This window comes from Streptomyces sp. BB1-1-1 (assembly GCF_031597775.1).
Taxonomy (GTDB): Bacteria; Actinomycetota; Actinomycetes; order Streptomycetales; family Streptomycetaceae; genus Streptomyces; species Streptomyces thinghirensis.
The window spans coordinates 6,896,089-6,909,541 of the sequence record NZ_CP134203.1; the positions used below are offsets into that span (position 1 = coordinate 6,896,089).

At 71.5% G+C, this 13,453-nt stretch carries 12 protein-coding genes; 7 read left to right on the plus strand and 5 right to left on the minus strand.

Going from position 1 to position 13,453, the window contains the following annotated elements:
• Nucleotides 1-106 precede the first annotated feature (106 nt).
• A complete protein-coding gene (locus RI578_RS31595) occupies nucleotides 107-2,581 on the plus strand; it encodes an alpha-L-arabinofuranosidase C-terminal domain-containing protein (protein WP_310874241.1) in 2,475 nt (824 codons plus the stop codon).
• Nucleotides 2,582-2,687: 106 nt separating this feature from the next.
• Here RI578_RS31595 and RI578_RS31600 read toward each other — a convergent pair whose 3' ends face one another.
• Complete coding sequence (locus RI578_RS31600; RefSeq protein WP_310874242.1) at nucleotides 2,688-3,254, minus strand: CGNR zinc finger domain-containing protein; 567 nt, start codon at nucleotides 3,252-3,254, stop codon at nucleotides 2,688-2,690.
• Between the two features lie 81 nt (nucleotides 3,255-3,335).
• On the opposite strand from RI578_RS31600, the gene RI578_RS31605 reads away from it, so the two are divergent.
• The 6 genes from RI578_RS31605 to RI578_RS31630 all read left to right on the plus strand — a co-directional run bounded on the left by RI578_RS31605 (nucleotide 3,336) and on the right by RI578_RS31630 (nucleotide 9,436).
• The gene (locus RI578_RS31605; protein ID WP_310874243.1) at nucleotides 3,336-4,508 is read left to right on the plus strand and encodes an epoxide hydrolase; all 1,173 of its coding nucleotides are present in this window, start codon (nucleotides 3,336-3,338) and stop codon (nucleotides 4,506-4,508) included.
• Between the two features lie 94 nt (nucleotides 4,509-4,602).
• Entirely contained in the window at nucleotides 4,603-5,631 is a 1,029-nt protein-coding gene (gene argC, locus RI578_RS31610; RefSeq protein WP_310874244.1) for an N-acetyl-gamma-glutamyl-phosphate reductase, read from the plus strand.
• A complete protein-coding gene (gene argJ / locus RI578_RS31615; RefSeq protein ID WP_310874245.1) occupies nucleotides 5,628-6,779 on the plus strand; it encodes a bifunctional glutamate N-acetyltransferase/amino-acid acetyltransferase ArgJ in 1,152 nt (383 codons plus the stop codon). Before argC ends, argJ begins: the two co-directional genes overlap by 4 nt.
• Nucleotides 6,776-7,684 (plus strand): acetylglutamate kinase, encoded by a 909-nt coding sequence (argB, locus tag RI578_RS31620; protein ID WP_310874246.1) that lies wholly within the window; start codon nucleotides 6,776-6,778, stop codon nucleotides 7,682-7,684. Before argJ ends, argB begins: the two co-directional genes overlap by 4 nt.
• Nucleotides 7,681-8,889 (plus strand): acetylornithine transaminase, encoded by a 1,209-nt coding sequence (locus tag RI578_RS31625; protein ID WP_310874247.1) that lies wholly within the window; start codon nucleotides 7,681-7,683, stop codon nucleotides 8,887-8,889. The genes argB and RI578_RS31625 overlap by 4 nt, the downstream gene beginning before the upstream one ends.
• A gap of 7 nt (nucleotides 8,890-8,896) precedes the next feature.
• Nucleotides 8,897-9,436 carry an arginine repressor gene (locus RI578_RS31630; protein WP_210961528.1) on the plus strand — a complete coding sequence of 180 codons (540 nt, stop codon included), beginning with the start codon at nucleotides 8,897-8,899 and terminating at the stop codon, nucleotides 9,434-9,436.
• A 195-nt stretch (nucleotides 9,437-9,631) separates the two neighbouring features.
• Here the strand turns inward: RI578_RS31630 and RI578_RS31635 are convergent, their stop codons facing one another.
• The 4 genes from RI578_RS31635 to RI578_RS31650 form a co-directional block, all read right to left on the minus strand.
• Complete coding sequence (locus RI578_RS31635) at nucleotides 9,632-10,369, minus strand: FAD:protein FMN transferase (protein WP_310875909.1); 738 nt, start codon at nucleotides 10,367-10,369, stop codon at nucleotides 9,632-9,634.
• A 55-nt stretch (nucleotides 10,370-10,424) separates the two neighbouring features.
• Nucleotides 10,425-11,243: an FMN-binding protein gene (locus RI578_RS31640; protein WP_310874248.1), complete on the minus strand. Its 819-nt coding sequence runs from the start codon at nucleotides 11,241-11,243 to the stop codon at nucleotides 10,425-10,427.
• A 27-nt stretch (nucleotides 11,244-11,270) separates the two neighbouring features.
• A complete protein-coding gene (locus tag RI578_RS31645; RefSeq protein WP_310874249.1) occupies nucleotides 11,271-12,653 on the minus strand; it encodes a ferredoxin reductase family protein in 1,383 nt (460 codons plus the stop codon).
• An 88-nt stretch (nucleotides 12,654-12,741) separates the two neighbouring features.
• On the minus strand, nucleotides 12,742-13,452 hold the full coding sequence (locus tag RI578_RS31650; protein ID WP_310874250.1) for a L,D-transpeptidase family protein: 711 nt from the start codon (nucleotides 13,450-13,452) through the stop codon (nucleotides 12,742-12,744).
• Nucleotide 13,453: the final 1 nt, after the last annotated feature.

Consider the following 13,453-nt stretch of genomic DNA (forward strand, 5'->3'; position numbering starts at 1 on the left):
GCCGCGCGACCCATTGACGCGCCTCCGCCCCCTCCCTATCTTGCCGTTCGAAGTGCTGACCAATGTCCGATATCTCGAACGACCTAGTGAGAGCCGCGGAGTATCCATGTCACGCACCCGCTGGAGACTCGGTCTCAGCGTCACCGCCCTCCTGACGGCTTCCGCCCTGCTGCCGTTTCCGGCACACGCGGAGGCCGTCACCGACTACGCGATCACCGTCGACCCGTCCGCCGAGGGCGCCGCGATCGACGACACGATGTACGGAGTCTTCTACGAGGACATCAACCGTGCCGCCGACGGCGGCCTGTACGCCGAACTCGTGCAGAACCGGTCCTTCGAGTACTCCACCGCCGACAACGCCTCGTACACCCCGCTCACCTCATGGGCGGCCGAGGGCACGGCGCAGGTCGTGAACGACGACGGCCGCCTCAACGAGCGCAACCGCAACTACCTCTCCCTGGGGGCCGGTTCCTCCGTCGCCAACGCCGGCTACAACACCGGCATCCGGGTGGAGAAGGGCAAGAAGTACGACTTCTCGGTGTGGGCCCGCGCCGAGAACGGCACCACCCTCACCGTCACCCTCCGGGACGCCGCGGGCACGCTCGCCAAGGTCCGCCAGGTCGCCGCCATGGGGGAGTGGCGCAAGTACACCGCCACGTTCACGGCGACCCGCACCAGCAGCCGCGGCCGCCTCGCCGTCGCCACCACCGCCCCCGCCGCCCTCGACATGGTGTCCCTCTTCCCCCGCGACACCTTCAAGCATCAGTCCAACGGCCTGCGCAAGGACCTCGCCGAGAAGATCGAGGCCCTCGACCCCGGCTTCCTGCGCTTCCCCGGCGGCTGCCTGGTCAACACCGGCTCCATGGAGGACTACAGCGAGGCGAGCGGCTGGCAGCGCGAGCGCAGCTACCAGTGGAAGGACACCGTCGGCCCGGTCGAGGAGCGCGCCACCAACGCCAACTTCTGGGGCTACAACCAGAGCTACGGCCTCGGCTACTACGAGTACTTCCGCTTCGCCGAGGACATCGGCGCCATGCCGCTGCCCGTCGTCCCCGCCCTCGTCACCGGCTGCGGCCAGAACAAGGCCACCGACGACGACGCGCTGCTGAAGCGGCACATCCAGGACACCCTGGACCTCATCGAGTTCGCCAACGGCCCCCGGACCAGCGAGTGGGGCGGTGTGCGCGCCGAGATGGGCCACCCGAAGCCCTTCCACCTCACCCACATCGGCGTGGGCAACGAGGAGAACCTCCCCCGGGAGTTCATGGCCCGCTTCAAGCAGTTCCGCACCGCCATCGAGGCGAAGTACCCGGACATCACCGTCGTCTCCAACTCCGGCCCGGACGACTCCGGCACCACCTTCGACACCGCCTGGCAGCTGAACCGCGAGGCGGGCGTCGACATGGTCGACGAGCACTACTACAACAGCCCGCAGTGGTTCCTCCAGAACAACGACCGCTACGACTCGTACGACCGCAGCGGCCCCAAGGTCTTCCTCGGCGAGTACGCCTCCCAGGGCAACGCCTGGAAGAACGCGCTGTCCGAGGCCGCCTTCATGACCGGCCTCGAACGCAACGCGGACATCGTCAAGCTCGCCTCCTACGCCCCGCTGCTCGCCAACGAGGACTACGTGCAGTGGAGCCCGGACATGATCTGGTTCAACAACCACGCGTCCTGGAACTCGGCCAACTACGAGGTCCAGAAGCTCTTCATGAACAACACCGGCGACCGGGTCGTCCCCTCGGCAGCCACCGGCACGCCGACCGTCAGCGGCCCCATCACCGGCGCCGTCGGCCTGTCGACCTGGGCGACCAGTGCGGCGTACGACGACGTGAAGGTGACGTCGGCGGACGGGAAGACCCTCCTGGCCGACGACTTCTCCGGTGACGCCGCGCAGTGGACCCACTCGGGCACCGGCAGCTGGACCGTCCAGGACGGCGCATACGTCCAGACGGACGCCGCCGCCGAGAACACCCTGGTCACGGCGGGCGACCCGACCTGGCAGAACTACGACCTGCACGTGAAGGCCACCAAGAAGTCCGGCAAGGAGGGCTTCCTCGTCGCCTTCGGCGTCAAGGACACCGGCAACTACTACTGGTGGAACCTGGGCGGCTGGAACAACACCCAGTCCGCCGTCGAGCAGGCCTCGGACGGCGGCAAGTCGACGCTCGTCTCCAAGGCCGGCTCCATCGAGACGGGCCGCGCCTACGACATCGACATCAAGGTGCGGGGCCGCCAGGTGACCCTCTACCTCGACGGCGAGGAGTGGGGCAGCTTCACCGACGACAAGCCGGCCGAGCCGTTCCGCCAGATCGTCACCGAGGACGCGCGGACCGGCGAGCTGATCGTCAAGGTCGTCAACGCCCAGGACACGGCGGCCCGCACCGCCGTCGACCTCGGCGGCGCCGAGGTCGCCTCCAAGGCCCGCGTCACCACGCTGGCCGCCGACCCGGACGCGGTCAACACCGAGACGGACACACCGGTCACCCCGGTGCGGTCGACCTTCTCGGGAGCGGCGAGCGAGTTCACGTACACCTTCCCGGCGAACTCGGTGACGTTCCTGCGGATCAGACAGCGGTAATCCTGACCCGGGGCGGCCGCGTCGGCATGCGCGGTCGCCCCGGCCCCGAACCGGCGCGCCCCTCACCCGTGGCAGCGGGCGCACCCCTCCCAGTACGGCAGCGCGCTCAGCGCCCGCTTCGGCGCTGGTTGGCGTTGAAGCGCGCCTTCTTCTCGCGATTTCCGCACGTGTTCATGTCACACCATCTGCGGGTGCGGCTCCGGCTGGTGTCGAAGAAGGCGGCTCGGCAGGTCGGTGAGGCGCACAAGGCCAGTCTTCCGTCTCGTTCGCCCGAGATGATGCTGATCGCGTCGGCGGCGATCACGCTGAGGGCGTCCTCCACGCGGGAAGCCGAGCGGAGCCGCCACTGCCGCTCGCCCTCGGGCGTCAGGATGGCCGCGGCGCGGCCCTGGGTGCTGCGGTCATTGATGACGTGGACCGCGGCCGCGGGGAGGGCGTCCTGGACCGCGGCCGCGGTCGCGGCGGCGTGGATCGACTCCCTCAGTTCCCGGGCGAGGTCGAGCTGGGCAGTGGTGCAGGAGTCCACGGGGAGGCCGTACACGGCCAGCCAGTCGACGAGTCGGCGCGGCACGGGAATCCGCTCCACGGCGTCGCCATGACGCTCCGACAGGGTTCCCGTGAAGCTGGTCGCCAGCACCGAACCGAGGCGGAAGTCAGGGAAGTCGGCACGCATGGAACCACCTTAGCCGGTTGCGACGTGACTCGGAGGGCTGCTAGAACCGTCATAGCCGGTTCCATCAAGTCAGGAGGTCTCATGCCCCGTCCAAGCAGCGACGTGCAAGCATTCGAAGCCCACGCGACCGACGCCGACCTCGACGATCTGCGCGCGCGACTGGTCGCGGCGCGGCTGCCGGAGGCCGAGACGGTCCATGGCGCCGGGCCCGGCTCTCGCCGATGGGGTCAGGGCGTTCCTCTCGCCGACCTCGTCGATGTCGTGGACTACTGGCGCACCGGGTACGACTGGCGGTCGTTCGAAGCGCGCCTCAACCGGATCGGCCAGTTCCGCACGACCATCGACGGTCTGGGGATCCACTTCCTGCACCGCCGATCCGCGCGCGCGGACGCCACTCCTCTGGTCCTGACGCACGGCTGGCCGGGCAGCATCGCCGAGTTCACCGATGTAGTGGACGAGCTGGCGGATCCGAAGGATGTGGAGTCACCGGCGTTCCACGTCGTGGTCCCGTCGCTGCCGGGCTTCGGATACAGCGACAAGCCGGCCACCACCGGATGGGGAACGGAAAAGATCGCGGCCGCATGGGTCGAACTGATGGGAAGGCTCGGCTACGACAAGTTCGTGGCCCACGGCGGCGACTGGGGAGGTGTGATCACCACGATCCTCGGTGGCAGGTTCCCGGAGCAGGTTCTCGGCATCCACACGGTGACCGCGCAGGCACCGCCCGGGTTGACGACGGACGGACTGACGGCGGCCGAGCGGGAATGGACCGAGGAAACCCGCGATTTCTGGGACCACCGCACGGCGTACGCGAAGCAGCAGGCGGCCCGGCCGCAGACCATCGGCTACGCGCTCGTCGACTCACCGGTCGGGCTGCTCGCCTGGATCCTCGACAAGTTCTACGAGTGGACGGACACCGAGGACAGCCCGTTCGAGACGATCTCCATGGACCGCGTTCTCGACGACGTCACCCTGTACTGGCTCACGCGGACCGGCGCCTCGGCAGCCCGCATCTACTACGAAAGCCACGACTCGCTCGACCCCGGACTCCGGGTCGCCGTCCCGTCGGCGATCAGCGTGTATCCCCGCGACGTCGAGAAGTGCCCGCGCCCCTGGGCGCAGGAGCGGTTCCGGCACATCGTCCGATGGGGGACGCCCGAGACCGGGGGGCATTTCCCGTCTCTGGAGGTCCCCGAGTACTTCGTCGAGGACCTGCGAGAGGGCCTGGCGGCAGTACTGGCCGCCCATCGGTGAACACGGCGGAGTGCCGGCTGCCCGGGGCCGGCGCGAACGGATTGCATAAACGTGCAGCGATACGTATAGTCATGCCATCGAGGAGGAGGATGTCATGGCGGTACGTGCGGCGGTGGCCGGAGCGAGTGGGTATGCGGGCGGTGAGCTGCTGCGTCTGCTCCTCGCGCACCCCGAGGTCGAGATCGGCGCCCTGACCGGCAACTCCAACGCGGGACAGCGGCTCGGCGCGCTGCAGCCGCATCTGCTGCCGCTGGCCGACCGGGTCCTGGAGGCGACGACGCCCGAGGTGCTGGCCGGGCACGACGTCGTCTTCCTCGCGCTGCCGCACGGCCAGTCCGCCGCCGTCGCCGAGCAGCTCGGCCCGGACGTCCTGGTCGTGGACATGGGCGCCGACTTCCGGCTGAAGGACGCCGGTGACTGGGAGCAGTTCTACGGTTCCCCGCACGCCGGCACCTGGCCCTACGGCCTGCCCGAGCTGCCGGGTGCCCGCGCCGCGCTGGAGGGGTCCAGGCGCGTCGCGGTGCCCGGTTGCTACCCGACCGCCGTGTCCCTGGCGCTCTTCCCCGCTTACTCCGCCTCGCTCGCCGAGCCCGAGGCCGTGATCGTCGCCGCCTCCGGCACCTCCGGCGCGGGCAAGGCGGCCAAGCCGCACCTGCTCGGCAGCGAGGTCATGGGCTCCATGTCGCCGTACGGCGTCGGGGGCCTGCACCGGCACACCCCCGAGATGATGCAGAACCTCGGCGCGGCGGCGGGAGAGCCGGTCACCGTCTCGTTCACGCCGACCCTCGCGCCGATGCCCCGCGGCATCCTCGCCACCTGCACCGCCAAGGCGAAGCCCGGTGTCACCGCCGAGTCCGTCCGCGCCGCCTACGAGAAGGCCTTCACCGACGAGCCCTTCGTGCACCTGCTGCCCGAGGGCCAGTGGCCGGCGACCGCGTCCGTCTACGGTTCCAACGCCGTTCAGATCCAGGTCGCGTACGACGCCGCCGCGGGCCGCATCATCGCCATCAGCGCCATCGACAACCTGGCCAAGGGCACCGCGGGCGGTGCCGTCCAGAGCATGAACATCGCCCTGGGTCTCGACGAGACCACCGGACTGACGACGATCGGAGTCGCGCCGTGAGTGTGACGGCAGCAAAGGGGTTCACGGCGGCCGGTATCGCCGCCGGGATCAAGGACAGCGGCGGCCCCGACCTGGCCCTCGTGGTCAACACCGGCCCCCGCCGCGCCGCCGCGGGCGTCTTCACCTCCAACCGCGTCAAGGCCGCGCCGGTCCTCTGGTCCGAGCAGGTCCTGAAGGGCGGGCAGGTGTCCGCCGTCGTCCTCAACTCCGGTGGCGCCAACGCCTGCACCGGCCCCAAGGGCTTCCAGGACACCCACGCGACCGCCGAGAAGGCCGCCGAGGTGCTCGGGACGGGCGCCGGAGAGGTCGCCGTCTGCTCCACCGGGCTCATCGGCGTACTGCTGCCCATGGACAAGCTGCTGCCGGGCGTCGAGACCGCCGCCGGTCAGCTGTCCGAGCACGGCGGCGAGAAGGCCGCCATCGCCATCAAGACCACCGACACCGTGCACAAGACGTCCGTCGTGACCAAGGACGGCTGGACCGTCGGCGGCATGGCCAAGGGCGCCGGCATGCTCGCGCCGGGCCTCGCCACCATGCTCGTCGTCCTCACCACCGACGCCGACCTCGACACCGAGGTGCTCGACCGTGCCCTGCGCGACGCCACCCGGGTCACCTTCGACCGCGTCGACTCCGACGGCTGCATGTCCACCAACGACACGGTGCTGCTGCTCGCCTCGGGCGCCTCGGGCGTCACCCCGGAGTACGAGGCGTTCGCCGAAGCCGTACGCACCGTCTGCGACGACCTCGGCCAGCAGCTCATCCGGGACGCCGAGGGCGCCAGCAAGGACATCAAGGTCGAGGTCGTGAACGCCGCGACCGAGGACGACGCCGTCCAGGTGGGCCGCACCATCGCCCGCAACAACCTCCTCAAGTGCGCCATCCACGGCGAGGACCCCAACTGGGGCCGCGTCCTCTCCGCGATCGGCACCACCTCCGCCGCCTTCGAGCCGGACCGCCTCAACGTCGCCATCAACGGCGTCTGGGTCTGCAAGAACGGCGGCGTCGGCGAGGACCGCGAGCTGGTCGACATGCGCTACCGGGAAGTCCACATCGTGGCCGACCTCGCCGCCGGCGACTCCACCGCCACCATCTGGACCAACGACCTCACCGCCGACTACGTCCACGAGAACAGCGCGTACAGCTCATGAGCACGACGAGGAAGCACACCGCGCTCCCCAAGGCCCAGATCCTCATCGAGGCGCTGCCCTGGCTGACCCGGCACCACGGCAAGACCGTCGTCATCAAGTTCGGCGGCAACGCCATGGTGGACGAGGACCTCAAGGCCGCCTTCGCCCAGGACGTCGTCTTCCTGCGCCACGCCGGCCTCAAGCCCGTCGTCGTGCACGGCGGCGGCCCGCAGATCAGCCGGGCGCTCGACAAGGCCGGCATCGTCAGCGAGTTCAAGGCCGGCCTGCGCGTCACCACCGAGGACGCCATGGACGTCGTACGGATGGTGCTGGCCGGGCAGGTGCAGCGCGAGCTGGTCGGACTGCTCAACCAGCACGGGCCGTTCGCCGTCGGCCTCACCGGCGAGGACGCGCACACCATCACCGCCATCCGGCACCAGCCCGAGATCGACGGCGAGTTCGTCGACATCGGGCGGGTCGGTGAGATCACCGAGATCGACACCGGCGCCATCGAGGCGCTGCTCGCCGACGGCCGCATCCCGGTCGTCTCCTCGATCGCCCGCTCCCAGGACGACCACCATGTCTACAACGTCAATGCTGATACGGCGGCTGCGGCACTCGCTGCGGCGCTCGACGCCGAGACTCTCATGGTCCTCACCGACGTCGAGGGCCTCTACGAGGACTGGCCGAACTCCGACGAGGTGATCAGCCGCCTCACCGCGTCCCAGCTGGAGAAACTGCTGCCGGACCTGTCCTCGGGCATGGTGCCGAAGATGGAGGGCTGCCTGCACGCCGTACGCAACGGCGTCACCACCGCCCGCGTCATCGACGGCCGGGTCCAGCACTCGATCCTGCTGGAGATCTTCACCGACGAGGGCATCGGCACGATGGTCGTGCCCGACGAGCAAGAGGGGGATGCCGCATGACCAACCAGGAGCTGACCGCCCGCTGGCAGGGCGCGCTCATGAACAACTACGGCACTCCGCGCCTGCCCCTGGTGAGCGGCGAGGGCTCCCGGCTCCGGGACGCCGACGGCAAGCAGTACCTCGACTTCGTCGGCGGCATCGCGGTCAACGCGCTCGGCCACGCCCATCCGGCCGTGGTGGAGGCGGTGAGCCGGCAGATCGCCTCCCTCGGCCACGTTTCCAACCTCTTCGTCGCCGAACCGCCCGTCGCCCTCGCCGAACGGCTGCTCCAGCGCTTCGGCCGCGACGGCAAGGTCTACTTCTGCAACTCCGGCGCCGAGGCCAACGAGGGCGCGTTCAAGATCGGCCGGCTGACCGGGCGGCCGCACATGGTCGCCACCGACGGCGGCTTCCACGGCCGCACCATGGGCGCGCTGGCCCTGACCGGCCAGCCCGGCAAGCGGGAACCGTTCCTGCCGCTGCCCGGCGACGTCACGCACGTGCCGTACGGCGACCCGCAGGCGCTGGCCGCCGCGGTCACCGAGGAGACGGCCCTGGTGATCATCGAGCCGGTCCAGGGCGAGAACGGCGTCGTCGTCCCGCCCCCCGGCTACCTGAAGGCCGCCCGCGCCATCACCGCCGCCACCGGCGCGCTGCTCGTCCTGGACGAGGTGCAGACCGGTGTCGGCCGGACCGGGCACTGGTTCGAGTACCAGGCCCACGAGGGCGTCCTGCCGGACGTCGTCACCCTCGCCAAGGGCCTCGGCGGCGGACTGCCGCTGGGCGCGACCGTCGCCTTCGGCCGCGCGGCCGAGCTGCTCCGGCCCGGCCAGCACGGCACGACCTTCGGCGGCAACCCGGTCGCCTGCGCCGCCGGACTCGCCGTCCTCGACACCATCGCGGACGAGGGACTGCTGGACAACGTCAAGCGGCAGAGCGAGAAGCTGCGGGGCGGGGTGGAGGCGCTCGGCCATCCGCTCGTCGGCCACGTCCGGGGGGCGGGACTGCTCCTGGGTATCGTGCTCACCGAGCCGCTCGCCGCCCAGGTGCAGCAGGCGGCTCAGGACGCCGGAATCCTGGTGAACGCGCCCGCACCCGATGTCGTACGGCTGATGCCCGCGCTGAACCTCGGCGACGACGTGGTGGACGCGTTCCTCGGGGCGCTGCCCGGCATCCTTGACCAGGCCGCCGACGCGGCCCACGGGGACGGACGATCCGGAGAATGAGACGACGATGAGCCATGCGCAGGAGCACGAGCAGACGGCCGGGCCCGCCCTTCCGCAGACCCGCACCGCACGCCACCGCCGGATCGTGGACATCCTCAACCGGCAGGCGGTGCGCTCGCAGAGCCAGCTGGCGAAGCTGCTCGCCGACGACGGGCTGACCGTCACGCAGGCGACGCTCTCCCGGGATCTGGACGAGCTGAACGCGGTGAAGATCCGCAACACCGACGGCGACCTCATCTACGCGGTGCCCAGCGAGGGCGGCTTCCGCACTCCGCGGGCCCCGCTCGGTGAGTCGGCGAAGGAGGAGCGGATGCGGCGGCTCTCGGCGGAGCTGCTGATCTCCGCGGAGGCGTCCGCGAACCTCGTGGTCCTGCGGACCCCTCCGGGGGCGGCGCAGTTCCTCGCCTCGGCGATCGACCAGGCGGAGCTGCACGACATCCTGGGGACGATCGCGGGAGACGACACGCTGATGCTGATCAGCAGGGAGCCTACGGGTGGGCAGGCGCTGGCGGACCATTTGCTGCGGTTGGCTCAGAACGGCCACTGAATGGGGCGGCGCGGTGGTCGGCCGACTGCGGGCCGTCCGTGGCTGGTCGCGCAGTTCCCCGCGCCCCTTCCCCCCCAGCTGCGGGCAGTCGTGCCGCTGGGGCGGCACGGGTGGGCGGTGGGGGTCCCCCCGCTCGAGCGAAGCCGAGAGTGGGGGAGGCACCCCGCCAACGCGGGTGAGTGACACCCCGGTACCTCAGCCCAGCCACCGCGCCAGACCCCCCGTGCACCGCACCTCATCCCCCGCAGTCACCAACAGCCCCTCAACCCCGTCCAGCGACTCCAGCCACCGCAACCCCTCCCGCGACCCCATCGCGAACGCCGCCGTCGCCCAGCAGTCCGCCCACGTCAGCCGTGGCGCCACCACCGTCACCGCCACCAGGTCGGTCACCGCGCAGCGCCGGGTGCGCGGATCGACGATGTGCGCGCCCCGCTCCGCGCTTCCGGACGTCGCCACGGCCAGCTCGGCCGCCCCCGCCGCGGAGACGACGGCCGCCAGCCCGCCCGGACGCAGCGGATCCGACACCCCGACCCGCCACGGCCGCCCCGCCCCCGGCGTCCCGAGCAACTGCACGTCCCCGCCCCCGTTGACGCTGACGCCACTCGCGCCCGCCGCCGCGACCCGCCGGGCGGCGCGCTCCACGGCCCAGCCCTTGACGATCCCGGTGGGGTCGAGACGGCCCTGGTACGACGTGCTGAACCAGCCGTCGCTCACCCGCTCCGCCTCCGCCGCCAGTTCCAGCACCTCGGCGACCTCGGGCGCGCACGCGTCGACGGTCAGTGCACCGCGCGCCAGCCGCGAGATCTGGCTGCCCTCCCGGTAGGTGCTGAACACCTCGTCGACCCGGTGCAGCCCAGCGACCGCCTCGTCCAGCGCCGCGTGGACGGCCGTGGGTTCCCCGCCGCGGACGTCGAGGGAGAAGACGGTCCCCATCGTCTCCTCCACCCGACGCACCGCGGCGGGAGCCTGTGCGGGTTCGGCCACGGCGTCAACCACCGGCCTGGTCCAGTGCCGACTGCAGCGACTGCTTGTATCCGGCGCTGGTGTAGGTGGCGCCGGAGACGGCGTCGATGTCGGCGCTGCCGGCGGTGACGGCGGCCTGGTTGAGTTTGGGGACGGCGTTGGCGGTGACCTGGTCGCTCTGCCCGCCCTTGGGCGCCTGGAGGGTCTCGGCGCCCGTGATCTTCCCGCCGCTGACGGTGACACGGACCTGCACGGGCCCGTACTGGGTCTGCGCGACGGCACCGGTGAGCGTCTGAGTGCCCTGGGCGCCCCCACCCGATCCGTCACCGCCCGATCCGTCATCGTCCGATCCCTCGCCGCCCGAACCCCCGCCGTTCGAGCCCGGTCCGGCGGACCCGGCGGCGGCCACCTTGTCCAGCGCCGACTGCAGCGACTGCTTGTATCCGGCGCTGGTGTAGGTGGCGCCGGAGACGGCGTCGATGTCGGCGCTGCCGGCGGCGACGGCGGCCTGGTTGAGTTTGGGGACGGCGTTTGCCGTGATCTGGTCGCTCTGCCCGCCCTTGGGCGCCTGCACGGCCTCGGCGCCCGTGATCTTCCCGCCGTTCACGGTGAGCCGGACCTGCACGGGGCCGTACTGCGTACTCGCCGCGTCACCCGTGACCGTGCCGGCCCCCGCGCCCCGGCCGCCCTGCGGCGACTGCGCGGCCACCGGCGGCGCCGCGCCGCCCGCCGCCGAGGCGGAGCCCGGGTCGGACGCCGGTTTCAGCGACAGCAGCAGCACGATCCCGGACACGGTCGCGGCGCCGGCGAGCACGGCACGCCGAACGGGGTGGCTTTTCCTCATCTGTCCTGGACTCCTGATGTCCGTCGCTCACATCTCGAACGACTCGTGGTGGATACGGCGGGCGGGGACTCCCGCGCCGCGCAGTGCCTCGTACACCGACTGGGCGAAGCCGGGCGGCCCGCACAGGAAGACGTCGTGGCGGTCGACGTCCGGGATCTTGCGGCTCAGGGTCTCCGCGGAGATGTCGGGGCGCTCCCCGTCCGGGCTGTTCACCGCGTACATCAGCCGGGCCCCGCGCTCGTCGGCGATCCCGGCCAGCTCGTCCCACAGGGCCAGGTCCTGGGTGCTGTTGGCCCGGTAGAGCAGGGTGATGTCGCCGGACGCGCCGGGCAGCGTCTCGAACAGCGCCCGCATCGGCGTGATCCCCACCCCGCCCGCCACCAGCAGCACCTTGCCGCGGCTGCGGCGCTGCGCGGTCAGGGCCCCGTACGGGCCCTCCGCCCACACCCGGGTGCCGGGCTCCAGCTCGCGCAGCCGGGCGCTGTGGTCGCCGATCGCCTTCACGGTGATCCGCAGCATGTCCGGGCGCGGCGCCGCCGACAGCGAGTACGGGTGCGAGCTGAACCGCATCCCCGGCGCCAGGAACCGCCAGCGGAAGAACTGCCCGGCCTCCGCGCCCATCCGGTGCAGCCGACGCCCGCCGATCAGCACCGACACGATCCCGGGCGTCTCCTCGATCACCGCTTCGACCCGCATGCGGTGCCGCAGGTTGAGGCGGAGGGGGGTCAGGACGCGGTACCAGAGGACCAGCGCGGTCACCGTCCCGTACAGCGCGTACCAGACGGTCTTCGCGACCGGCTCGACGGCGAAGTCGTTGCCGGTGGTCAGCTGGTGCCAGAAGGTCAGGAACACCGCCACGTAGGTGAGCAGGTGCACGTGGTACCAGGCGTCGTACGGGATCCGGCGGCGGACCGGGCCGACGGACAGCAGTCCGATGAGGACCAGCAGTCCGGTGCCGATGGCCGCCTTGCCCATGTCCGGCAGCTGGTTCACGGAGCTGACCGTCTGCTGCACGATGTCGCCGAGGCCCTGGCCGGCCTGGGCGGCGTACCCCCACATGATCAGGAAGACGTGGGCGAGGATCAGACAGAGCGTGTACCGGCCGGTCATGGCGTGCCAGCGGGCGACCCGGTCGGAGCCCACCCGCCGCTCCAGCGCCGGCACGCGCGCCATCTGGAGCACCACCAGTGCCATCAGGTACCCGGCGAGCAGACCGGTGATCCGGCCCGCGTTGAGGATCATGCCGGTCTGGTCGGAGATGGCGGGCGTGTTGCGCCACCACAGCCACAACACGCCCGCCGCGCCCGCCCACACGGCGAGCAGCAGGGGGACGGCGGGGGAGCGGCGCGGACGGATGCGCCGCATCGTCTGACGGCGGGCGGCACGGCCGCCGGCGAGCGTGGTGGTCACGGTTCCTCCGTGGGGACTTGGCCCTTGGCCCACAGATACGCGCCGCACCCCCGGAGCGTTCAGCCCGTACCGGTACTGCCGCTTCCGTTCAGTAGCGCGTGATCGCCGTCGCCCCGTCCGAGGTGCCGATCGCGATGTGCGGCCGGTCCTCCGGGTCGGCCCAGCGCAGGATGCGGCGCATCGCCTCCGCCGGCACCGACACGCAACCGGCCGTCGCTCCTCGCCCGTTGACGTGCAGGAAGATGCCCGCGCCGCGTCCGCGCACCGGGCGGTGGTAGTTGAAGCCGACGACGAGGGCGTGCGCGTACTGCGCCGTGTAGGTGATCAGGTGCTCGGCCTCGGCGGCGCGGCAGTCGGCGGGGCGCGGTTCGGTCCAGCGGTTGTAGGCGCGGGAGGCGTTGTCCTGGCACCACCAGGAGTCCTGGCGCACCGGGCGGTACCGGTACGCCGTCCCGCGCGGCGCCGCCCGGATGCCGAAGGCGTACGGCAGGTCGTACAGCCCGGTCGGGGTGGTGTTCGTGCCCTGTTCGCGCGTCGCCCCGTCGGCCAGCCCGTTGGCCCCGAAGCGGGCCGGCGCGGAACCGGCCTTCACCCACCGGCCGCCGCCCCTGCGGTCCCACCAGGTGACCCGGCCTTCGGTGGAGCCGGTCCGCGGGGCGACCGCGGTGATCAGCTGGGTGCCGCCGCCGGTGTCCGCCATCCGGGCCGGCAGCGGCCGGGAAGCGGGCCCGCCGGCGGGCGCGGCACCGAGCACGAGGAGGGAGGCGGAGACGAGGACGGCGACGACACCGGGGCGCATG

Excerpts from the sequence above, each read along its gene's own strand:
- RI578_RS31605 (WP_310874243.1), top strand. The coding sequence starts at position 3,336 with ATGCCCCGTCCAAGCAGCGACGTGCAAGCATTCGAAGCCCACGCGACC.
- RI578_RS31650 (WP_310874250.1), bottom strand. The coding sequence starts at position 13,452 with ATGCGCCCCGGTGTCGTCGCCGTCCTCGTCTCCGCCTCCCTCCTCGTG.
- RI578_RS31630 (WP_210961528.1), top strand. The coding sequence starts at position 8,897 with ATGAGCCATGCGCAGGAGCACGAGCAGACGGCCGGGCCCGCCCTTCCG.
- RI578_RS31600 (WP_310874242.1), bottom strand. The coding sequence starts at position 3,254 with ATGCGTGCCGACTTCCCTGACTTCCGCCTCGGTTCGGTGCTGGCGACC.
- argC (WP_310874244.1), top strand. The coding sequence starts at position 4,603 with ATGGCGGTACGTGCGGCGGTGGCCGGAGCGAGTGGGTATGCGGGCGGT.
- RI578_RS31625 (WP_310874247.1), top strand. The coding sequence starts at position 7,681 with ATGACCAACCAGGAGCTGACCGCCCGCTGGCAGGGCGCGCTCATGAAC.
- RI578_RS31595 (WP_310874241.1), top strand. The coding sequence starts at position 107 with ATGTCACGCACCCGCTGGAGACTCGGTCTCAGCGTCACCGCCCTCCTG.
- RI578_RS31640 (WP_310874248.1), bottom strand. The coding sequence starts at position 11,243 with ATGAGGAAAAGCCACCCCGTTCGGCGTGCCGTGCTCGCCGGCGCCGCG.
- RI578_RS31635 (WP_310875909.1), bottom strand. The coding sequence starts at position 10,369 with ATGGGGACCGTCTTCTCCCTCGACGTCCGCGGCGGGGAACCCACGGCC.
- argB (WP_310874246.1), top strand. The coding sequence starts at position 6,776 with ATGAGCACGACGAGGAAGCACACCGCGCTCCCCAAGGCCCAGATCCTC.